The organism is Bradyrhizobium agreste, from assembly GCF_016031625.1.
Taxonomy (GTDB): domain Bacteria; phylum Pseudomonadota; class Alphaproteobacteria; order Rhizobiales; family Xanthobacteraceae; genus Bradyrhizobium; species Bradyrhizobium agreste.
Map to the genome: position 1 here is coordinate 278412 of NZ_JACCHP010000015.1, position 22472 is coordinate 300883.

15 protein-coding genes and 1 pseudogene are annotated in these 22472 nt (G+C 65.9%); 7 read left to right on the top strand and 9 right to left on the bottom strand.

The features are described from left to right. Positions 1–180 precede the first annotated feature (180 nt). Together HZZ13_RS22965 and HZZ13_RS22970 are read left to right on the top strand one after the other, a co-directional pair. Positions 181–1176 (top strand): SPFH domain-containing protein, encoded by a 996-nt coding sequence (locus tag HZZ13_RS22965; protein WP_197961796.1) that lies wholly within the window; start codon positions 181–183, stop codon positions 1174–1176. A 26-nt stretch (positions 1177–1202) separates the two neighbouring features. Beyond that, positions 1203–1646, top strand: a complete 444-nt coding sequence (locus HZZ13_RS22970; protein ID WP_197961797.1) for an NfeD family protein — start codon at positions 1203–1205, stop codon at positions 1644–1646. Between the two features lie 185 nt (positions 1647–1831). Here HZZ13_RS22970 and HZZ13_RS22975 read toward each other — a convergent pair whose 3' ends face one another. Beyond that, positions 1832–2158, bottom strand: coding sequence for a winged helix-turn-helix transcriptional regulator (locus HZZ13_RS22975; protein WP_197961798.1), 327 nt, complete (start codon positions 2156–2158; stop codon positions 1832–1834). Between the two features lie 71 nt (positions 2159–2229). Here HZZ13_RS22975 and HZZ13_RS22980 point away from each other — a divergent pair, with 71 nt between their 5' ends. Then, complete coding sequence (locus HZZ13_RS22980; protein ID WP_197961799.1) at positions 2230–2799, top strand: carboxymuconolactone decarboxylase family protein; 570 nt, start codon at positions 2230–2232, stop codon at positions 2797–2799. 155 nt (positions 2800–2954) lie between these two features. Here the strand turns inward: HZZ13_RS22980 and HZZ13_RS22985 are convergent, their stop codons facing one another. Beyond that, complete coding sequence (locus tag HZZ13_RS22985; RefSeq protein WP_197961800.1) at positions 2955–3962, bottom strand: KpsF/GutQ family sugar-phosphate isomerase; 1008 nt, start codon at positions 3960–3962, stop codon at positions 2955–2957. 190 nt (positions 3963–4152) lie between these two features. Here HZZ13_RS22985 and HZZ13_RS22990 point away from each other — a divergent pair, with 190 nt between their 5' ends. Next, positions 4153–5892 (top strand): outer membrane beta-barrel protein, encoded by a 1740-nt coding sequence (locus HZZ13_RS22990; protein WP_197961801.1) that lies wholly within the window; start codon positions 4153–4155, stop codon positions 5890–5892. 168 nt (positions 5893–6060) lie between these two features. Here the strand turns inward: HZZ13_RS22990 and HZZ13_RS22995 are convergent. Further along, a pseudogene (locus HZZ13_RS22995) lies at positions 6061–7252 on the bottom strand (glutamate synthase subunit beta). A 158-nt stretch (positions 7253–7410) separates the two neighbouring features. After that, positions 7411–12156 carry a glutamate synthase large subunit gene (gene gltB, locus HZZ13_RS23000; protein WP_197961802.1) on the bottom strand — a complete coding sequence of 1582 codons (4746 nt, stop codon included), beginning with the start codon at positions 12154–12156 and terminating at the stop codon, positions 7411–7413. Between the two features lie 492 nt (positions 12157–12648). On the opposite strand from gltB, the gene HZZ13_RS23005 reads away from it, so the two are divergent. Beyond that, positions 12649–13401, top strand: coding sequence for a hypothetical protein (locus tag HZZ13_RS23005; RefSeq protein WP_197961803.1), 753 nt, complete (start codon positions 12649–12651; stop codon positions 13399–13401). Positions 13402–13463: 62 nt separating this feature from the next. Here HZZ13_RS23005 and HZZ13_RS23010 read toward each other — a convergent pair whose 3' ends face one another. Both HZZ13_RS23010 and HZZ13_RS23015 read right to left on the bottom strand, forming a co-directional pair. Next, complete coding sequence (locus tag HZZ13_RS23010; RefSeq protein ID WP_197961804.1) at positions 13464–14234, bottom strand: alpha/beta fold hydrolase; 771 nt, start codon at positions 14232–14234, stop codon at positions 13464–13466. A 161-nt stretch (positions 14235–14395) separates the two neighbouring features. After that, the gene (locus HZZ13_RS23015; protein ID WP_025032242.1) at positions 14396–14860 is read right to left on the bottom strand and encodes an Hsp20 family protein; all 465 of its coding nucleotides are present in this window, start codon (positions 14858–14860) and stop codon (positions 14396–14398) included. Positions 14861–15075: 215 nt separating this feature from the next. Here HZZ13_RS23015 and HZZ13_RS23020 point away from each other — a divergent pair, with 215 nt between their 5' ends. Then, the gene (locus HZZ13_RS23020) at positions 15076–16023 is read left to right on the top strand and encodes an alpha/beta fold hydrolase (RefSeq protein WP_197961805.1); all 948 of its coding nucleotides are present in this window, start codon (positions 15076–15078) and stop codon (positions 16021–16023) included. A 63-nt stretch (positions 16024–16086) separates the two neighbouring features. Here HZZ13_RS23020 and HZZ13_RS23025 read toward each other — a convergent pair whose 3' ends face one another. Continuing rightward, the gene (locus HZZ13_RS23025) at positions 16087–18861 is read right to left on the bottom strand and encodes a di-heme-cytochrome C peroxidase (RefSeq protein ID WP_197961806.1); all 2775 of its coding nucleotides are present in this window, start codon (positions 18859–18861) and stop codon (positions 16087–16089) included. Positions 18862–19040: 179 nt separating this feature from the next. After that, positions 19041–20837 (bottom strand): adenylate/guanylate cyclase domain-containing protein, encoded by a 1797-nt coding sequence (locus HZZ13_RS23030; protein WP_197961807.1) that lies wholly within the window; start codon positions 20835–20837, stop codon positions 19041–19043. Positions 20838–21070: 233 nt separating this feature from the next. Between HZZ13_RS23030 and HZZ13_RS23035 the strand changes: the two genes are divergently transcribed. Then, positions 21071–21703: a LysE family translocator gene (locus tag HZZ13_RS23035; protein WP_197961808.1), complete on the top strand. Its 633-nt coding sequence runs from the start codon at positions 21071–21073 to the stop codon at positions 21701–21703. Positions 21704–21708: 5 nt separating this feature from the next. On the opposite strand, the gene HZZ13_RS23040 is transcribed toward HZZ13_RS23035, so the two are convergent. Next, positions 21709–22461 (bottom strand): sulfite exporter TauE/SafE family protein, encoded by a 753-nt coding sequence (locus HZZ13_RS23040; protein ID WP_197961809.1) that lies wholly within the window; start codon positions 22459–22461, stop codon positions 21709–21711. Between the last annotated feature and the right edge of the window lie 11 nt (positions 22462–22472).

Genomic DNA, 22472 nt, shown 5'->3' on the forward strand with positions numbered 1-22472 from the left:
CTGCTCCGGCATCCTTTCAAGAGCGTCCTTCCAAATACATAATCCCCGCCATTCCTTTCTGTGCGCCTTGTGCGGATTTGGCCCGATGCCGACGTTACGGCTGACCGCTGAACCGGTAGGCTATCGATCCAGACCAAATGACAGCGCCGGAAAGGGCCTTTTGCCCGCCTTGGAGGAGATATGAGCGGCTTCGACATTTTCGCGATTGTTCTGGTGTTGCTCGTCATCGTCACGCTGGTCGCCGGCGTGAAGACGGTGCCGCAGGGCTATGACTGGACCATCGAGCGGTTCGGCAAATACACCCAGACGCTGAGCCCCGGGCTCAACCTGATCGTGCCCTATTTCGATCGTGTCGGCCGCAAGATCAACATGATGGAGCAGGTGATCGACATTCCCGAACAGGAAGTGATCACCAAGGACAACGCCACCGTGACGGTGGACGGCGTCGCCTTCTTCCAGGTGTTCGATGCCGCCAAGGCGAGCTACGAGGTCGCCAACCTGAACCAGGCGATCACGGTGCTCACAATGACCAACATCCGCTCGGTGATGGGCTCGATGGACCTCGACCAGGTGCTGTCGCACCGCGACGAGATCAATGAGCGCCTGCTCCGCGTGGTCGACGCCGCAGTCTCGCCCTGGGGCGTCAAGGTCAACCGCATCGAGATCAAGGACATCGTGCCGCCCGCCGACCTCGTCGAAGCCATGGGCCGGCAGATGAAGGCCGAGCGCGTCAAGCGCGCCGACATCCTCGCGGCCGAAGGCCAGCGCCAGTCCGAGATCCTGCGCGCCGAGGGCGCCAAGCAGGGCCAGATCCTGCAGGCCGAAGGCCGCCGCGAGGCTGCCTTCCGCGACGCCGAGGCGCGCGAGCGTCTAGCCGAGGCCGAAGCCAGGGCGACCCAAGCGGTGTCGGAAGCCATCTCCAAGGGCGATGTCGCCGCGTTGAACTATTTCATCGCCGACAAATATATCAAGGCATTCGGTCAGTTTGCCGAGGCACCGAACCAGAAGATCATCATGCTGCCGGTCGAAGCCGTGAGCATGCTTGGCTCGCTCGCCGGCATCGGCGAGATCGCCAAGGCGACGTTCGGCGAGAGTGCCGCATCCGCAGCTGCTGCTGCGCGCCGCGGCGGATCGGTCCCGTCGTCGGGCCCGACGCCGCCCGCGATGCCGCAGTAACGGGGCTGTCTGACAGAGGTCGTGTCATGACCGACATGTTCGTATCGCTCGGCAACTGGAATTGGCTGATCTTCGGCTTCATCCTGGTGGCGCTGGAGGTGCTGGCGCCGGGCGTCTTCCTGTTCTGGCTCGGGCTGGCTGCGCTGCTGGTCGGCCTGATCTCGTTCGCGGCAGCCATCTCCTGGCAGATCCAGCTCGTGATGTTCGCGATCTTTGCCGCCGCTGCCGTGCCGGTCTGGCGCCGCCTCGCCAAGCCGAAGCCGGACGCCAGCGCCAGCCCGTTCCTCAACAAGCGCAGCGAAGCCTTGCTCGGCCGTGAGTTCACGCTGGAGAAGCCGATCATCGACGGCACCGGCACCGTGCGCATCGGCGACACGGTGTGGCGCGTGGCCGGGCCCGACACACCGGCCGGCACGCGGGTCAAGGTGGTGCAGGTGGACGGCGCCAACCTGACCGTGGCGGCGGCGTAGCTTCTTACCCTCCCCTGGAGGGCCCCTGGAGGGGGAGGGTCGATCGCGCGCAGCGCGAGCGGGGTGGGGTGATCTCTCAACAAGGGCAGTGCTGGATGTGGAAAGACCGTCACCCCACCCCGTCACGCAATCTCGCTGCGCTCGATCGCGTGCCGACCCTCCCCCTCCAGGGGAGGGTAAGAGTGCTACCTCTTCCACCGCTCCGCAAACCTGTGTAGCGGCATGAACGTCTCGCACAATTCCCGGCCCAGCGGCGTCAGGCCGTAACCTCCGCCGTCGCCCAGCTCCACGAACCCCGCTTCGCGCAGCTCCGTCAGACGTGCCTGCAGCACCGTGGGCGAGGCTTCGTCGCAGGCCGTACGGAGCGCACGCGAGGTGAGGGGCTCTCCGCGCAACTCCCACAAGATCCGCAAGGCCCAGCGCCGGCCGAGCAGGTCGAGCAAAGCCATGATCGGCCGCCCGGTGCGCGAGCCGCGGACGCGGCGTGTCGTCGAGCCGGCCTGTTTCGTCATCGTCGCCTCTTGCTTCGCGCTACAAATAATGTAGCGTATTGCTACGATAAATGTAGCGCAGGAGGGGGCCAATGTCTTCCGCCACGTTCGAAGCCACACCGCGCATCGCTCCGCTCACCCCGCCTTATCCCCCGGAGATCCAGGCGCAGTTCGACCGCATCATGCGCGGTGCGCCGCCGCTGGTGCTGTTCCGGGTGATGGCGGGCCATGGCCGCGCCTGGGACAAGTTTCGCGCCGGCGGGCTGCTTGATCCGGGGCCGCTGTCCTTGCGCCAGCGTGAGATCGTCATCGACCGCACCTGCGCGCTGAACGGATGCGAGTACGAATGGGGCGTGCATGTCGCGATCTTTGCCGCGCCGGCAAAGCTTACCGCGGAGGAGGTGCATGCGACGGTGCTGGGTGATGCGAATTCGGCCTGCTGGCCGCCGGCCGAGCAGGCGCTGATCGCAGCCGCGGACGCGCTGCATCATCGCGCGACTTTGAGTGACGGGGAGTTCGCCGCGCTCTCAGCGCACTACGACGAGGCGCAGATCCTGGAGATCATGCTGCTGTGCGGCTTCTATCGCACGGTGTCGTATCTGGCGAACGGGCTGCGCTTGCCGCTGGAGGAGAACGCGGCGCGGTTTCCGACGCCGCTCTAGCAATGACGAGAGGGAGGAAGGCACGGGCCACACTCTCACTGTCATTCCGGGGCGCGCCAATTGGCGCGAGCCCGGAATCCATAGCGAGACAAACTCTGCGGCACGATGGATCCCGGGCTCATCGCTTCGCGATGCCCCGGGATGACGCGCAGACCCTACGCCACGCCTGCGCGCAGCAGATCGTGCAGGTGCACGATCCCCACCACCTTGTTCGCTTCCGTCACCAGCAGCGTCGTGATCTTGCGCGTGTTCAGCACCTCGATCATCTCGGTCGCGAGCATCGAAGGCGGCACGGTCTTGGGCTGCTTCGTCATGATCTCGTCGACGGTCACCGTCAGTAGATCGGGCCGCATGTGACGGCGCAGATCGCCGTCGGTGATGATGCCGACGGCCTCGCCCGCATCGTTGACGATGCAGACGCAGCCGAGCCCCTTGGCCGACATCTCGACCACGGCCTCCGACATCTCGGTGCCGAGCGGCTTGAGCGGAATCTCCGCGCCGATGCGCATGTAGTCGCGAACGAATTTCAGCATCGCCCCCAGCTTGCCGCCGGGGTGGAAATGCGCGAACTCCAGCGCCGTGAAGCCGCGTCCCTCGAGCAGCGCGATCGCGAGCGCGTCGCCGATCGCGGCCTGCATCAGCGTCGAGGTGGTCGGCGCCAGATTGTGCGGGCAGGCCTCGCGCGCCTTCGGCAGCTCGATCACGAGGTCGGCGGCCTGGCCGAGCGAGGACGACGCGTTCGAAGTCACCGCGATCATGGGAATCGCGAACCGCGCCGAGTAGTTCACGAGGTTCTTCATCTCCGGCTGCTCGCCGGACCAGGACAGCGCCATGATGACGTCGTCGGGCGTGATCATGCCGAGGTCGCCATGACCGGCTTCGGCGGCGTGGACGAAGAAGGCGGGCGTGCCGGTCGAGGCCAGCGTCGCGGCGATCTTGCGGCCCATATGGCCTGATTTGCCGAGGCCGGTGACGATGACGCGGCCCTTGGCATTGCGGATCAGCTCGACCGCCTTGGCGAAGGGTTCGCCCAGGGGGCCGCGCAGCGCGGCGGCGAGCGCGTTGATGCCGTCGCTCTCCGTCTCCAGGGTGCGGAGCGCGGATTGAACGCTATCAGGAATGGAGCCGGATGATTGGGTCATCAGCGGTTTCGAGCTCGGCATGGTCTGGTCCAGGGAGGAGGGGCGCTCGCCCATTGGCGCCTGCTTAGCACGCCCCGATCAGCGAGGCGACGCGCGCCCGAACGCCTCAACGGGTCATTAACCATAATTGTTTTAACTCCATTAACGATGGTTCCCGCCAGCCGGCGGGGATGATCGAGAAAGTGTTTGATTCCGTTGGGGTAATTCAATCGTGGGGTCGTCTCCAGGCAGGGGCCGGAGCACTGTCGCGCATGTCCTGCGCGCCGCTTTGCCGTGCCTCGCGCTGACCACCCTCGCAAGTGGCCCGGCGGCGGCCCAAAGTCTCACGCCCGACCTGTTCAATCCCAACCGTGGCGCCTTTGCCTCGCCGGAGACGCTGCCGACCCGCCGCACCGCCGGCGTGCCGCAGGCGCCCTCCGACACATTGCCGAGACTGCCCGATCCCAACGCCGACCCGCGCCAGCGCCCGCAGACGCCGGCGAGCTCGCGCGTCGGACAGGTCCCGACCTATGGCCTGCCCGCCGCCACAGGCGCGAGCGGCTCCGGCTACGACTCGCTCAACCGCAAGCGGCAGCAGCCCAAGCTCTATCCGGGCCAGCCGAGGCCGAAGCGCGCCGGTCCCGGTTCGCCGCCGCCGCCCGCAACGCCGACCACGACGCTCGGCCCACGGCGGATTGCGCCGCCGCCGTCCGAGACCGCGCACAAGGTGCCGGTGCCGGCGGCGATGGCGGGCAACGCGCCCGGCCAGCCGCTGCGCCGCCGCCTCAAGGCCGACGACGATCCGTTCGGCGCGGTCGGCGATTACGCCGGCAGCTTCCTGATCAAGGGCGGGCTCGAGCTCTCCGCCGGCTACGACAGCAATCCGACCCGCCTCAACAAGCCGGTCGGTTCGCCCGCCTATGTCATCGCGCCCGATCTGCTCGTGGTGTCCGATTGGGAGCGCCACGCGCTGGTCGCCGATCTGCGCGGCTCGTTCTCGGGCTACACCAACGACATGCCGGCGACGATCAACGGCTTCGCCTCACCGTCGCCCGTCGAGGCCAATCGTCCCGATTTCAACGGCCACGTCGATGGCCGGCTCGACGTCACCCGCGATTTCAAGCTGACCTCGCAGCTGCGCCTGCGTCTCGCCACCGACAATCCCGGCAGCCCCAACGTGCAGGCCGGCCTGCAGAAATACCCGGTCTACGCCGCCTACGGCACGACGCTCGGCTTCGACCAGACCTTCAACCGCTTCCAGGTCGCGGCCGGCGCCACGATCGATCGCACCGCCTACACCGATTCGAAGCTCACCGACGGCTCGACCTTCAGCAATGATGACCGCAACTTCAACCAATATGGCGGCGTCGGCCGCTTCTCCTACGACCTCAAGCCCGGCCTAAAACCCTTCGTCGAGGTCCAGGGCGACAGGCGCGTCCACGACCAGGCCGCCGACCGCAACGGCTATCTGCGCGATTCCAACGGCGGCTATGCCAAGGTCGGCTCGTCCTTCGAGTTCTCGCGCATCCTCACCGGCGAGATCTCGGTCGGCTATTCCGCGCGCAGCTACACCGATCCGCGCCTCAGCCAGCTCGCAGGGTTTCTCACCACGGGCTCCCTGATCTGGAGCGCCAGCGGCCTCACCACGGTAAAATTCTTCACCGACACGCAGATCTCGGAGACCACGGTCCCCGGCTCCTCCGGCGTCCTGGTGCGCACCTACTCCGCCGAAGTCGACCACGACTTCCGCCGCTGGCTCACTGCGGTCGGCAAGTTCACCTACGGCACGCTCGACTACCAGGGCCAAAACCGCAACGACAAGACCTACTCGCTCGAAAGCAGCCTGATCTACAAGCTCAACCGCAACATCTGGGTGAAGGGCACGCTGCGCCATGACATCCTGGATTCGAACCAGCCGGGATCGAGCTCGCAGGGCACGGTGGTGCTGCTCGGGGTGAGGCTGCAGAATTAGACGGCGGCTTGCTTGCGCGTCTGTCGAGACGAAGCGGAAAGGTGCGGCACTCTCCAATCGTCATTCCGGGGCGCGCCACTTGGCGCGAACCCGGAATCCACCGGGCGTCTGGGATTGTGGATGAATGGATTCCGGGCTCGCGCTTCGCACGCCCCGGAATGACCAATCCTATCGCGGCAGATCCGTCTTCCCCATCAAAAACGTGTCGATCGACCGCGCGCACAGCCGGCCCTCGCGGATGGCCCAGACCACCAGCGACTGGCCGCGGCGCATGTCGCCGGCGGTGAACACGTTCGGGCGCGAGGTCTGGTAGTCCAGCGTGTTGGCCTTGACGTTGCCGCGGGGGTCGAGCTCGACCGCGAGCAGCTTCAAGAGGCCCTCGTGCACGGGATGGACGAAGCCCATCGCGAGCAGGACGAGCTCGGCGTCGAGCTCGAACTCGGTGCCGGCAATGGGCTTGAACTTGTCGTCGACCCGCACGCAGTGCAGCTTCTTGACCTTTCCGTTCTCGCCGGAAAACTTCTGGGTCAGCACGGCGTATTCGCGCACCGCGCCTTCCGCCTGGCTGGAGGACGTCCGCATCTTCAGCGGCCAATTCGGCCACGTCAGGCCCTTGTTCTCGCGCTCGGGCGGCGCGGGCATGATCTCGAGCTGGGTCACCGACAGCGCGCCCTGGCGCAGCGAGGTGCCGATGCAGTCGCTTCCGGTGTCGCCGCCGCCGATGACGACGACATGCTTGCCGCCGGCCAGGATCTCCTGGACGCCGCCGAGCGGCTCCTCGGAGACGCGGCGGTTCTGCTGCGGCAGGAAGTCCATGGCGTAGTGGATGCCGGCGAGCTCGCGGCCGGGAATCGGCAGGTCGCGCGGAGCCTCCGCGCCGCCGGTGAGCGCCACCGCGTCGTACTCGTTGAGCAGCTCGCGCGGATCGACATTGCCGGCCGCGCCGACATGGCTGTTGTAGTGGAAGGTGACGCCTTCGGCTTCCATCTGCGCGACGCGGCGGTCGATGACGCCCTTCTCCATCTTGAAGTCGGGGATGCCATAGCGCAGCAGGCCGCCGGCCCGGGAAATTGTTGGTCGAGTGCAGGTTGCGCGAGGCCTCTTCCCAATTGCCCTGGTAGACCAAGTCGTTCCAGTCCGGGATCTGGTTGTTGACAGGGCAGCCGGGCGTGCCGGGCGCGACCGAGCCGGTGCCGTGGCAATAGGGAATGCCGCAGTTCATGCAGCGCGCGGCCTGGTCGCGCACCTCCTTCTCGGAGAGCGGAACGACGAATTCCTTGTAATGCTTCACGCGCTCGGCGACCGGGGTGTACTTGCGGTCGTGCCGTTCGATTTCCAGAAAACCCGTGATCTTGCCCATTAAACCCGAAGTCCCTGCCGCTTGGTCGTTTGTTCTCTCACTCCTCATCCTGAGGAGCGGCGCGCTCTTCGCGCCGCGTCTCGAAGGATGAAGGCCCGGATGGTGACCTCATGGTTCGAGACGGCGCTGTCGCGCCTCCTCACCATGAGGGCTTTTACTTACGCCCCGATCGCGATTTTCGGCTCGGCGTCCGCATTGGCCGCCAATTCGCGCAGCGCGCGCCGGTACTCGACCGGCATCACCTTGCGGAATTTGGGCAGCCAGTCCTTCCAATTGGCAAGGATGTCGGTGGCGCGCTTGGAGCCGGTCGCTTTCGCATGACGCGAGATCAGCACGTGCAGCCGCTCGACGTCGGAGGCGAGCAGATTCTTGAACACGTCGACCCGTCCGTGCGCCTCGAGGTCACCGAACTGGTTGTAAGCGCTCTGGGCGATCATCTCTTCCGACAGCACCGGCTCGAGCTCGACCATGGAGAGGTTGCACAGCCGATCGAAATCGCCGGCCTCGTCGAGCACATAGGCGATGCCGCCGGACATGCCGGCCGCGAAGTTGCGCCCGGTCTTGCCGAGCACGACCACGATGCCGCCGGTCATGTATTCGCAGCAATGATCGCCCGCGCCCTCGACCACGGCGACCGCGCCCGAGTTACGCACGGCAAATCGCTCGCCGGCGATGCCGCGGAAGTAGCACTCGCCCTCGATGGCGCCGTACATCACGGTATTGCCGACGATGATGCTCTCTTCCGGCACGATGGCCGAGTTCCTCGGCGGCTTGACGATGATCTTGCCGCCCGAGAGGCCCTTGCCGACATAGTCATTGCCTTCACCTTCGAGCTCGAAGGTGACGCCGTGGGCGAGCCAGGCGCCGAAGGCCTGACCGGCGGTGCCCTTGAGGCTGACATGGATGGTGTCGTGCGGCAGGCCGGCATGGCCGTAGATCTTGGCGACCGCGCCGGACAGCATCGCGCCTGCGGACCGGTTGGTGCTGTTGATAGCGGCCTCGATCTTCACCGGCGCGCCGCGGTCGAGCGCTGCTTGCGCCTTCTCGATCAGCGTGCGGTCGAGCACCGCCTCCAGATGATGGTTCTGGCGCTCGGAATGATAGATCTTCTGGCCCTTCTCTTCCTTCTGCTTGACGAAGAGCTTGGAGAAGTCGAGGCCCTTGGCCTTCCAGTGCGCGACCAGCTTGGTCTGGTCGAGCAGCTGCACCTGGCCGACCATCTCGTTGAAGGTGCGGAAGCCGAGCGAAGCCATGATCTCGCGGACTTCCTCCGCGACGAAGAAGAAGTAGTTGATCACGTGCTCGGGCTGGCCGGTGAAGCGCTTGCGCAGGACGGGGTCCTGGGTCGCGACGCCGACCGGGCAGGTGTTGAGGTGGCACTTGCGCATCATGATGCAGCCGGCCGCGATCAACGGTGCGGTCGCGAAGCCGAACTCGTCGGCGCCGAGCAGCGCGCCGATTACGACGTCACGCCCGGTGCGGAAGCCGCCGTCGACCTGGACCACGATGCGGCTGCGCAGCCGCTCGCGCACCAGGGTCTGGTGGGTTTCGGCGAGCCCGATCTCCCACGGCGATCCCGCGTGCTTGATCGAGGTCAGGGGCGATGCACCCGTGCCGCCCTCGAAGCCCGCGATGGTGACATGGTCGGCGCGCGCCTTGGCAACGCCTGCCGCCACGGTGCCGACGCCGATCTCGGAGACCAGCTTGACCGAGACGTCGCCCGTGGGGTTGACGTTCTTGAGGTCGTAGATCAGCTGCGCCAGGTCCTCGATCGAGTAGATGTCATGGTGCGGCGGCGGCGAGATCAGGCCGACGCCCGGCGTCGAATGCCGGACTCGTGCGATGGTCGCGTCGACCTTGTGGCCGGGCAGCTGGCCGCCTTCACCGGGCTTGGCGCCCTGCGCCATCTTGATCTGCATCATATCGGAGTTGACGAGATACTCCGTGGTCACGCCGAAGCGGCCCGAGGCGACCTGCTTGATCGCCGAACGCATGGAATCGCCGTTCGGCATCGGCTTGAAGCGGTCGGCTTCCTCGCCGCCTTCGCCGGTGTTCGACTTGCCGCCGATCCGGTTCATGGCGATGGCCAGCGTGGTGTGCGCCTCGCGCGAGATCGAGCCGAAGCTCATCGCGCCCGTGGCGAAGCGCTTGACGATCTCCTTGGCCGGCTCGACCTGGTCGAGCGGGATGGGCTTGCGCTTCTCCTCCTCCGCGCTCTTGATCCGGAACAGGCCGCGCAGCGTCAACAGGCGCTCCGACTGCTCGTTGAGGGTCTTGGCGAAGGCGCGATAGCGCTCCTGCGAATTGCCGCGCGCGGCGTGCTGCAGCAGCGACACCGACTCGGCGGTCCAGGCATGGTCCTCGCCGCGGCTGCGATAGGCATATTCGCCGCCGACATCGAGCGCGGTCTTGTAGACCTGCGCCTCGCCGAACGCGTCGGCGTGGCGGCGCACGGCCTCTTCGGCGATTTCGGCGAGGCCGACGCCTTCGACGCGGGTATGCGTGCCCGCGAAGAACTTCGACACGAAGTCGGCCTTGAGGCCGACGGCGTCGAAGATCTGCGCGCCGCAATAGGACTGGTAGGTCGAGATGCCCATCTTGGACATCACCTTGAGCAGGCCCTTGCCGATCGACTTGATGTAGCGCTTGACGATCTCATAGTCGTCGAGCGAGCCGGGCAAGCGGTCCTTCATCGCGATGATGGTCTCGAACGCGAGGTACGGATTGATCGCCTCGGCACCGTAGCCTGCAAGGCAGGCGAAGTGGTGCACTTCGCGCGGCTCGCCGGATTCGACGACGAGACCGACGGAGGTGCGCAAGCCCGTGCGGATCAGGTGATGATGTACGGCGGCGCAGGCCAAGAGCGAGGGGATCGGCACGCGGTCGGTGCCGACCATGCGGTCGGAGAGGATGATGATGTTGACGCCCTCGCGCACCGCGCTTTCGGCGCGCGCGCAGAGCTCGTCGAGCACCTGGTCCATGCCCGCCGCGCCGAGACCGGAGTGGAAGGTGGTGTCCAGCGTGCGCGACTTGAAGTGGGTGTCGGCCACCTCGGAGATCGAGCGGATCTTTTCCAGGTCCGCGTCGGTCAGGATCGGCTGGCGCACTTCGAGGCGCTTGGTCGTGGCCATGCCCTGCAGGTCGAACAGGTTCGGCCGCGGCCCGATGATCGAGACGAGGCTCATCACCAGCTCCTCGCGGATCGGGTCGATCGGCGGATTGGTGACCTGCGCGAAGTTCTGCTTGAAGTAGGTGAACAGCGGCTTGGCCTTGTCCGACAGCGCCGAGATCGGCGTGTCGTTGCCCATCGAGCCCGCGGCTTCTTCGCCCGTGGCCGCCATCGGCGTCATCAGGATCGTGATGTCTTCCTGGCTGTAGCCGAACGCCTGCTGGCGATCGAGCAGCGACAGGTTGGAGCGCACGCCCGTGGTCGGCACCTTCGGCAGATCTTCGAGCACGATCTGGGTCCGCTCCAGCCACTCCTTGTAGGGATGGCTGGCGGCGAGCGAAGCCTTGATCTCGTCGTCCGGGATCAGGCGGCCCTGCTCGAGGTCGACCAGCAGCATCTTGCCCGGCTGCAGCCGCCACTTGGTGATGATCTGGTCCTCGGGGATCGTCAGCACGCCCATCTCGGACGCCATGACGATGCGATCGTCCTTGGTGACGAGATAGCGCGCGGGCCTGAGACCGTTGCGGTCGAGCGTGGCGCCGATCTGACGGCCGTCGGTGAAGGCGATCGCGGCGGGGCCGTCCCACGGCTCCATCAGCGCGGCATGATATTCATAGAAGGCGCGGCGCTTCTCGTCCATCAAGGGATTGCCGGCCCACGCCTCCGGAATCATCATCATCACGGCGTGCGGCAGCGAGTAGCCACCCTGCACCAGGAATTCGAGCGCGTTGTCGAAGCAGGCGGTGTCCGACTGGCCTTCATAGGAGATCGGCCACAGTCGGTTGATGTCCTTGCCGTAGAGCTCGGAGCTGACCGAGGCCTGGCGCGCCGCCATCCAGTTGGTGTTGCCGCGCAGCGTGTTGATCTCGCCATTATGCGCGATCATGCGGTAGGGATGCGCCAGCGACCAGGCCGGGAAGGTGTTGGTCGAGAAGCGCTGATGCACCAGCGCCAGCGCGCTCTCGAAATCCTTCTCGTGCAGGTCGGGATAGTACTTGCCGAGCTGGTCGGCGAGGAACATGCCCTTGTAGATCACGGTGCGGCAGGACATCGAGCACGGGTAATAGCCGGCGAGGCCGCGGTCGCGGCGCTGGTAGATCGCCTGCGAGATCGACTTGCGCAGGATGTAGAGCCGGCGCTCGAACTCGTCCTCGGTCTTGGCGATGCCGTTGCGGCCGATGAACACCTGCATGCAGGCGGGCTCGGTCGGCTTCACGGTGACGCCGAGCGAGGAATTGTCGGTCGGCACGTCGCGCCAGCCGAGCAGGGTCAGGCCCTCTTCCTTGATCTGGTCGGCGATGATGCTCTTGATGACGTTGCGCCAGGCCGTGTCGCGCGGCATGAACAGCGCGCCGATGGCGTATTCACCGGGCTGAGGCAGCGTAAAGCCGAGCTCCCCGGCCTTGCGGCTGAAGAAGGCGTGCGGGATCTGCACCAGAATGCCGGCGCCGTCACCGGCGCGCGGGTCGGCGCCGACGGCGCCGCGATGCTCGAGGTTGCAGAGGATGCTCAGCGCGTCCGAGACGATCTCGTGCGACTTCTTGCCCTTGATGTTGGCGATGAAGCCGACGCCGCAAGAATCCTTCTCAAGATTCGGATCGTACAGGCCTTCGGCTTTGGGCCGCGAATTGTGCTCTTGAATCGGTGAGGTGATCGGATCGGTCGTTTTCGAGGCGACCGTCGCCGACAGCTCTTCTGCCACGATGTTTGCGCGCTCGAATTGCGACCCGTTCATTGTTCCTGTCCTCTCCATGCGGCAAGCTGCCTCACCGCCATCTTCGGCGCACCTTGGGCGTCCCGCGGCACCCGCTCCTGGGTCACCGCTCGTCCGCTGCGAGCCGCATTTTCTTAAATTCAGGCCTAGGCGTTCTTCGTCCCCGAGAACGGCTTTGCCTGGTACCTTGCCGGCGCTCGAGAGCACCAGTTCTCGCTGCAATCCCTATGCCGGAACCGCAAGCAAAATTGAGACAGTCTTCCTGTCCTAACCATCACCTTGCCAAATTTTTGTCTAGCACACAAGCGCGCGGAAGTCCCGATTCCGCAGAAGTCAATCGATCGCTTTCCAAAAGTTGCGCAGCCCCGGTTTTGAGGCAAACGCGCCCTGATCCGGCCCCGCCGGCGCCGAAATCCCCAATGAAGCTTCGGATCAACCGTTCGGAAGGCGCGCCACGCCGCAAAAAGCGAAAGAGGGCGGGCCACCGGAGGGCCTGACAGGAGCGTCTGGATCATGAAGTTTTTCACAGGATGTGTGGCGGCCGCCGTGCTGGCGCTGGCAGCCAGTGCAGGCCATGCCCAGGTTCCCGCGAGCGGTATTGCGAGAAGGGCCGTCATCGAGGTGTCGGATTTCGACGGGCCCTACGCCCCGCCGGCGGCCGCCCCGCCGCGTTACGGTTACGGCCACTACGAGGAGCGCGGCCCTGCGCTGGCCCTGTTGCCGCCGACCGAGGTTTACGCCGTGCTGCGCGAAAACGGCTTCTCGCCGCTCGGCATTCCGCGCCTGCGCGGCAGCGTCTACACCATCGCGGTGATCGACAGAAGCGGCGACGATGGCCGGCTGGTGATCGACGCCCGCGACGGGCGGATCATCCGCTTCATGCCCGCCGCTGATGCCTATGGCATGGCGCCGGCCTATGACGAACCTGCCGCAGCGCCTGATGGGCCGCAAACCGCGCTGCCGCCGCCGACCGTGATCCGCAGCGGTCCGCCGCGCCCGCCGGCGTCGATCCCGCATGTGACAAGCCGCGCCGTGCCGCTGCCGAAGGCCGCTCCGCGGCGTGCCGAGACGCCGGTCGCTGCCGCCAAGCCGGCCGAGCCCGCCGCCCAGCAGGTGCAGGCCCAGCCCGCGCAGCAAGCCGCCGTGGTGCAAGCCAAGCCGGCCGAAGCCTCCCCGCAAGCAAGCGTGCCGACCGTCGGTCAGGCCAGGCCGGCCCCGACCATCCCGCCGACGCAGGAGATGCCGGCGGCGCAAGGGCTGGACTAGGCCTCAGCAAACGGAAAACGCCCGAGGACCTCTCGGGCGCTTTTGCGTGAAATGACTGCGTGTCAGCTCCGCTTGTATCCCGCCGCATCCAGGATCAGATTGGCCACGTCCTTCGGATGCGACACCAGCGAGAGGTGGCCGGCATCGAGCTCGATCGTGGTGGCGTTCATGCGCTTGGCGAGGAAGCGCTCGAAATCGGGATTGATGGTGTAGTCGTTCTTCGACACCGCGTACCAGCTCGGCTTGGAGCGCCACGCCGCCTCCGTGGTGCGGCCGGCGAAGATCGAGGCTGCCGTCGGCCATTGCACGGCGTAGAGCTCCTTGGCCTGCTCCGGCTTCACGCCGTTGGCGAAGTACTTCAGGAAGGCGTCTTCCGAGAGCTTGGTGGTGCCGTCGCGCTCGACGATGCCGGCACGCGCCGGCCCGGTCGGAAACTGCTTCGACAGCGCCACGAAATCCTCGTTCGCATCGGGTGCGCGTGCGGCGACGTAGACGAGGCCCGTGACCTTCGGATCGGTGCCGACCTGGCTGATCACGGTGCCGCCCCAGGAATGCGCGACCAGCACCGTCGGGCCGTCCTGCTCGGCCAGCGCCCGCTTGGTCGCCTCGACGGAGTCGCTGAGCGATGACAGCGGATTCTGCACGGCGGTCACATGCAGGCCTGCAGCCTGCAGGATCGGGATCACCTCCGACCAGCTCGAGCCGTCGGCCCAGGCGCCGTGCACCAGCACGACGTTCTTTGCCTTCACCGTCTGCGGTGTCTGGGCATGAGCGAGGTTGAGGGGGGCCGCCAACAGGCTCGCGGCGACGAAAAGGCTGCGCCAGAGTGACATGATCTTTCTCCATCTTAGTTGGGGTCGATGCCCAAACGACGGAGGCAGAGCCGACGGTGTTACGCCCACTCACCGCTCTGTGATGCAGTGCAAAATAAAAAACGCCCCGGGGCACCGGGGCGTTGTCGCAACCTGGAAGTCGCTTGGACTGGTCGCGTGGCTTAGGCGGCCTGCGCGGCGGAGTTCTCGATCACCTGCGCCTTCGCGCCGGCGTTGATCGCGATCTGGCGCGGCTTCTTGGCCTCGGGAATCTCGCGGACGAGGTCGACGTGAAGCAACCCGTTCTCGAGCGAGGCGTCCTTCACCTGCACGAAGTCGGCAAGCTGGAAGGCGCGCTCGAAGGCACGCGCGGCGATACCGCGGTAGAGCACTTCGGATTTCGAGTTCTCGTTCGCGACCTTCTCGCCCTTGATCGTCAGCGTGTTTTCCTTCGCGACGATGGAGAGCTCATCCTTGGCGAAGCCCGAGACCGCAACGGTGATGCGGTAGGCGTTCTCGCCGGTGCGCTCGATGTTGTAGGGGGGATAACCGGGGCTGCCGTCGGAGCTGGCCTGGTCGAGCAGGTTGAAGAGACGGTCGAAGCCGACGGTGGAACGATAGAACGGAGTGAGATCGTAGGTACGCATGGTCAAGTCCTCCATTGAGCGACTGTTGGCAACCCGCCCGCCAATCGGGCCGGGCTTTGTCTGTGTGCAGCCTGATGTTCCGGTTCCGAAACACTGGTAGCGGCCTGCACGAAGGTGATATGGGTGGAACGAGACGGCGTTCAAGAGGGCGGGACAGCCGCCTTTTCGGCGCTTTGGCCCCTTGATTTGCAGCACTTCCCGCCCAAGCACGCCCAATGACGCTGGTCTCGATTCCCGCCAATCCCGTCCCCGAAAACGTCGTCAGCGGCACCATCAAGACCCCTGATGGCGTCGAGCTGCGCTTTGCGCGCTGGGCGCCGCCGGCGAACCGCAAGGGGACGGTCTGCGTCTTCACCGGGCGCAGCGAGCAGATCGAGAAATATTTCGAGACCGTGCGCGACCTGCGCGATCGCGGCTTTGCGGTGGCGATGATCGACTGGCGCGGGCAGGGCCATTCGTCGCGCCGCCTGCGCGATCCGCGCAAAGGTTATGTCCGCGACTTCGCCGATTTCGAAATCGACGTCGAGACCTTCGTGCAGCAGGTGGTGCTGCCGGATTGCCCGCCGCCGTTCTTCGCGCTGGCCCATTCCATGGGCGGCACGGTGCTGCTGCGGGTCGCCCATGCCGGCAAGCGCTGGTTCGACCGCATGGTGCTGTCCGCGCCGATGATCGACCTGCCCGGGCGCACCACCTCGCTGCCGGTGCGTGCGCTGCTCAAGACGATGCGCCTGCTGGGGCAGGGCGGCCGCTACGTTCCCGGCGGCAGCGACCGCCTCACCGGGCTCGATCCCTTCATCAACAATCCCTTGACCAGCGATCCCGTTCGCTATGCGCGCAACGCTGCGATCCTGGAGGAAGACCCGACGCTCGGATTGGCTTCGCCGACAATCGCCTGGGCCGATACCGCCTTCCGCGCGATGCACACCTTCAAGCGTGTGAACTACCCCTCCCAGATCCGCCAGCCGATCCTGATGCTGGCGGCCTCCAGCGACACCGTGGTCTCGACCGCGGCGATCGAGGAGTTCGCCTATCATTTGCGCGCCGGCTCCCATCTCGTGATCGCCGGCGCCAAGCACGAGATCCTCCAGGAGCAGGACCGCTACCGCGCCCAGTTCTGGGCCGCCTTCGACGCCTTCGTGCCGGGCACGCCGTTGTTCAAGTGAGATACATCCGCGACGGCGGTGCGCTCCCTCGCCCCGTTCTTACGGGGAGAGGGTGAAAGGAGCCTACAGCGTCTTCAGGTACTCGATTAGGTCGTAGCGCTCGGCGTCGTCCTTGAACATGCGGCCGATGACGCCGGGGCGTTTCGGCTCCCCGTCCTTGCGCTCGAAGGAATGGCCGAGCACGCTGTTGCCCTGGATCGGCTTGCCGTCGGTATCAGTCGCAGAGAACTCCGTCTCACCGGTCTTGCAGCGCTCGTCGGCGGTGACTGCGAAACCCACGGTGTCGGGGTCATAGTCGCGGCGGCCGATGCAGAATTTTTGCGGGCGCTCGTTCTGCGGCTTCAGCAGCCAGTACAGCGAAGGCACCGAGCCGTTGTGCAGGTAAGGCGCAGTGGCCCAGATGCCGTTCAAGGGCCGCGCGCGATAGCGCGGATCGGGCGCCGGATTGAGACAGTTCTTGCGCGCGAGATTCCACATCTGCGCCCGCTCGGCCTCCGGAATCTCCTCGTCGTCCATCCATTTGCGGGCGACGAGATCGACCACCGTCATCAGGCCGAGCGCATAGACCATCTCGTTGGGCGAAGCGCTCGCAGTCGGGATCTCGCACTGCCACCATGTCTGCAGATCAGCCGTGTTGACCTTCAGGAAGCCGGGCACGTCGACGGTCCGCTTGCTGAGAACCAGGGACTGTTCGGGATCCGTCTTGATCTCGTCGAGGGGAATCGTCACCGCATTCAGCACCTTGCTGTCGCCGCTCGCCTCCCAGCGCTTCGACGACCAGAAGGCCGGGGTGTTGATATCAGGCAGATGGCATCCGGAGCACATCTCGGCGTAGATGGCGCGGCCGCGCTCGACCCGATCGGGCTTCAGCTTCCAGGCGTCGCCGAGGATGTGCGAGGGCCATTTCGGTGCGAGAAGGCCGCCGAACTTCGGACCCGTGGCGGCATCAGCCGCCTTGAATGGATCGGGGCCTCTCAGCATGTCCTCGATCCAGCCGAGCGTTCTGATGTTGACCGAGGAGCGCCACAGCCTGTCCGCCGGATAGGCGTCGGACAGGTTGAGCAGCGCGGTGACGCCGAGGGCTTCGCCCGCGTTGCGGATCAGCGGCTGCTCGATCGAGGCGTCGTACTGGGCGAACTTGAACCACGGCACCGTCCAGATCGCGGGGTAGCTGACGGGCGCGTCCTGGGCATGCAAATTCTTCTCGAAGCCCTTGACGCCGCTCAGCGCGAGGTCCTGCGAAAACACCTGGTTGCCGATGCGGTTGAGGGCATCGAGGCGGCCGAACCCTTCCTCGGTGTCCCGCTGCTGCTTGCCGTCCCAGGTCTTCTTGGCCTCGATCGTCTTGTCGTAATTCTTGGCCCAGTCGATCAGGAAGCTGCCGATCGCGCCGAGCCTTTGCTTGAGCGCGGCGCGGTCTGTCTTGCTGGCGTCGGGGCCGAGCACGCGATCGGCAAAGCGCTGGAAGCGGAACGGGACGTAGAGCGTGTAGGCGATCGACAGGCCGGTTGCGAGCTCGAGCTTCTTCAGGTCGGTCATCGCCGGGCCGCCGTCGAAGCGCACATCGATGCCCTGATAATGGATCTGGCCGGTATGGCAGGCAGCGCAGGTCAGCCCGATTCTGTCCTCTTCGCGCCGACCCGTCGCGGGATCGACGACGCCTGTCATGCGCGCGAAGCCGACCGGCAGGCCGTCGACGTTCTCCGCCGGCGTCCATCGCGTCGACCAATCCGACACTTGCGTCGTCTCGTAGACATTGGCGTAGCCGAAGCGGCGCAGCGTCGCCGTGTCGACCTGGACCGATTGCGGGCTCGGGATGAAGCCGAAACGCTCGAGATAGGCGCTGTCCTTGATCATGCCGGGCTTCGAGAACAGGTGAAGCTGCGGCTGCTCGAGCGCCACGAACCACTCATACGGCACCGGGAACGTCGCGGTGCCCTGGCTGGCGTGGTGGAACCAGTGCCGGTCCTTCAGCGACCAGTTTTGCTCGAGCCAATAGGCAGCCTTGGTTGCGGGCATCGCGGGGAGGGGCGGCGGCAGCAGATTCACCAGCACGCCCTTCTGCGGCAGCATGGCGCGAACCTGGTTGGGGAATTCGGCGACGGCGACCAAGGCGACGAGGCCAAGGCCGATGACGAACGCCGTGAGCGCGACCGCCCAGCGACAGCGCAGCTGCCAGGACGACAGCAGCGGCTGCGACACGATCCGCTGGTTGATGCGGTCGGGGAATTGGCGCTGTTCGAACAGCGTGCGCACGTCGGCCACGCTGAGATAGCGCTCTTCGCCCTGCTTGCCCTTTCCGATGATCTTCAAGAGGATGGGCCATTCGAACTTCATCAGCAGCGGGTAGTACCAGCGTGCGGCGCTGCCGGCGCGCTCGAGGTTGTCGCGCATGAAGGTCTTGATTTCCGCGGCGTTGAGGCCGGGCTCGCTGCTGCCGGTGTTCGGGTCGGTGTAGGTCCGGCCGAAGCTCGCGAAGCGGGCGATCTCGTCCTCGTTGACCTTGCCGTCGACGCCGAGGATGCGCGAGCCGGCGCCGCGCTTGTCCAGCGGCCCGCCGCGCAGCGCATCGAGCTGCGCGCCCGAAAAGATGCTCTTCAGGATGTGCCTGATGCCGTTGGCGATCAGCGCAACGCCGCGGACCTGGATGCGGGCCGAGACCTTCTTCAGCCCCGTCTCGCCGCTCGCATTGGCGATGGTCTGCGACAGCGTATTGAGCGGGACGGTGCCGCCCTCGACGAAGCCTTCACCGACGAGGCCGCGCAGGAACGGGCAGGGATTGTTCGGCGAGACTTGAATCGAAGGGTCGAAGGGCGGTTTCGAAGCGGGGTCGTGCATGGCCCAAATCCTGAAAACAGCGAATCGTGGAAAGCAGGCGCCGTTAGAGCGCGGAAAGTCCTAACAAACCGACAGCACGATATACTACTTCAGCGTGTGATGAGTGTGGCGGATTTCACTGTCGTGTCAACACGAGCAGGGGGCGCACCGGAAACACGTCGGGCCTGCGGCCCCTTCGCTCAGGATTCGGCGGCCCGTTTCACGTCGTTCTGGACCAGCGTCAGCTTGCCGAGCGGCACGCCGGCCTTCAGCAGCCCCTCGCGATAATGGGCGATGTCCTCCGGCCGCTTCCAGTGGAAGTTGCGCAAGTGCCGGTCGACGTTCAGCGTCGGATAATTTGCCATCAGCACGCGGGCGGCTTCGCTCGCCTCGTCGCTGCGTCCCAGCTGCGCCAAGGCCGCGGCGCGGATCGCCAGCGCCTGCATGTGATTCGGGTTGATGTAGAGCTGCTCGCGCGCCCATGACAGCGTCGCGTCATATCGGCGCAGAAGATAATGACTGAACGCGTTCAGCGCCGCCCATTGGTAGCGCGGGTCGCTGTTGTCGCGTTGCACGGCCATCGAGAACAGCTCGATCGCCTCGCGGTGCTCGCCGATCATGAAATGGCAGATGCCGAGCACGCCGCGCGCGCCATTGTCGTAAGGATTGAGCGCGACGGCGCGCTTGGCGGCGTCCATCGCCGCCTCGTGATGCCCCTCCAGCGAATGGGCCCAGGACAGGATCGAGAACGCGAAGGAGGAGCGCGGGTCGAGTCGCACGCTGGTTTCGGCGAGGTTCATCGCCTCGGCCCACATCTCGCGCGTCCCCTTGACCCAGCCGAACTGAATGCTCTGGATCTGGATCGTGGCGAGATAGGCGTGCGCGATCGATAGTTTCGGATCGAGCCGGATGGCCTCGCGGAACAGCTCGACGGCGGCGGCCAGATCCTCCTTGGTCTGCCGGTAGTAATGTGACAGCCCCTTGAGGAAGCGGTCCCAGGCGGAGACGTCGGTCGAGAGCCGCGCCGGCGCCGAGGCCTCGGCACGGACGATCTCGGTGGCGATGGCGGCGGACAGGTTGGTCGTGATCTCGTCCTGCATCGCGAACAGATCGCCGATGTCGCGGTCGTAGCGGCCGGTCCAGAGCTGCTCGCCGGTCTCCGGCGCGATCAATTCGGCGGTGACGCGGATCTTGGCGCCGGCGCGCCGCACCGAGCCCTGAATCAGATAGGTGGCGTCGATCTCGCGCGCGATCAGCCGGGTGCCGACGTTCTTGCCCTTGAAGGCGAAGGTCGAGTTGCGGCTCAGCACCCGATAGAAGGATTGCAGCGACAGCGCATGGATCAGGTCCTCGGTGAGGCCGTCGGAGAAATATTCGTCCTGGGCGTCGCTGAGATTGGCGAAGGGCAGCACGCCGACGATCGCGGTGCGGTACTGCTGCGACAGCGCCGAGGCCTCCCGGAGCTCGGGAGCAAGCGCCGGCGCGCCTTCGGGCGTCCAGGTAAAGACCTCGATCGCATCCTTGATGTTCTTGAAGCGATGGTTGCCGGCATCGGTCAGCGGCACCGAGAGATGCTTGCTCGCCTCCCGATAGGCCTTGGCCGAGATCGCGAAGCCGCCGGGGCTCGCCACCGATTCCAGGCGGACCGCGATGTTGACGTCGTCGCCGAAGACCTCGTCCTCGTCGGCGATGACGTCGCCCATGTGGATGCCGATCCGGAACTGCATGGCACGGTCGGCCGGCAGGTGGCGGTTGCGTTCGGCCATCAGCGTCTGCATCGCGATCGCGGCCTCGGTGGCGCCGACGATCGAGGGGAATTCCAGCAGGAAGCCATCGCCGGTGTTCTTCACGACGCGGCCGCCGTGATTGAGGATGATGGGATGGATCGCAGCGCGATGGGCCTTGAAGGCGGCATGAGTGCCGGCCTCGTCGCTGCCCATCATGCGCGAATAGCCGGCGACATCGGCGCAGACGATGGCGGCCAGACGTCTTTCCATATCCGCAGCGCTCCACGAGGACTTGGGTCAGGACACCGAGACCGCCACAGCGTGGCGTTTGCCGCGAATCCCGCACTTCAAGAACCCTGCCTTTATAAAGCAGATGCGCCGCAGCGGAAGCATGATCCGCATTGCAGATTCGAGGTAAATCCTACGCAATCCCGGCGGTGGACTGGGACGGGCGAACCGACTAAGCGGAACTGGGATCGCCAGGACGGCAGCGGGGCACCTTCATGCTGGGCATTCACGAAATCGGGCTTTTCATCCTGTCGGGCGTGCTGCTCAACATCACGCCGGGGCTGGATTCGGTCTATGTGATCGGCCGCAGCATGCAGATGGGCTGGCGGGGCGGCGCCGCTGCCGCTTTGGGCATCAGTTGCGGCTGCTTCGTCCATGTCGCGGGCACGGCGATCGGGCTTTCGGCTCTGCTGATGGCCTCATCCACGGCCTTCTCGATCCTGAAGCTGGTCGGCGCGGCCTATCTCGTCGTAACCGGGCTGCAGATGCTGTGGTCGCGCCCGGTGCTGGTTGCAAGCATCGACGCGCCGGTGCGGAGCTCGCTGTCGCGGGTCTTCCTCCAGGGCGTCTTCACCAACGCGCTCAATCCCAAGGTCGCGCTGTTCTTCCTTGCCTTCCTGCCGCAATTCGTCGCAGCCGATGCGCCGCACAAGCCGCTCGCCTTCCTGACGCTCGGCTTGATCTTCATCTTTACGGGGACGCTGTGGTGCCTGGTGCTCGCCGCATTCGCCGCCAAGGCCGCGCACCGGCTGCGCCGGTCAGAGGGGGCGATCGCCTGGGTCAACCGCGCGCTCGGCGGCCTTTTCATCTATCTCGGCATCCGCGTCGCCATGCTGGAGACGCGGTAACTCCCTCAGGCAAACTCCTTCACCAGCGCGCTGCCGGCGAGATAGAGGCCGAGCAGGATCATCGCGATCAGGAACCAGCGGCGAAACGCTTCCGCCGGCATCCGCGCCCGCACCGATTGGCCGATAAACATGCCGGCAAAGGCCATGGCGAGGCCGATCGCACCCGGCACGGCATTGGCCGGCGTCAGCAATCCGACCGCACTCAGGTTGAAGGCGAGCGCCAGCGTTGCGGTGGTGAAGAACACCCCGAGTGCCTGCACCAGCTCGTCCTTCTCCATGCCGATCGCCTGCATGAACGGCATCGACGGGATCACCTGCACGCCGGTCGAGGCCGAGATCACGCCGGTGACGACGCCGATCACGCCGCCGACCCATTTCTCGTTCTCGGGCGCGACGCTGAAGTGGAACTTGTTCAGGCCGATCACGGCGTAGATGACGAGCAGGGCGCCGAGCACGATCGTGCCGTAGCGCGCATGCGGCCCGGTCAGCGCGCCGGCGTTCAGCCAGCAGCCGACCACGGTGCCGATCATCAGCGGCCACAGCCGCCGCAGGATGTCGCGCAAATACGGGCCGACGAAGGTCTGCCAGATGTTGGTGACGATGGCCGGCACGATCACGATGGCGATGGCGCGGCTCGGCGCCATGCTCACGGCGAGCAGGCCCATCGACACCGTCGGCAGGCCGAGCCCGACCACGCCCTTGACGAATCCGGCGAGCAGGAACACGGCGGCGATGAGGATGAGCAGCGGGTCGATCATCTCTGCACATT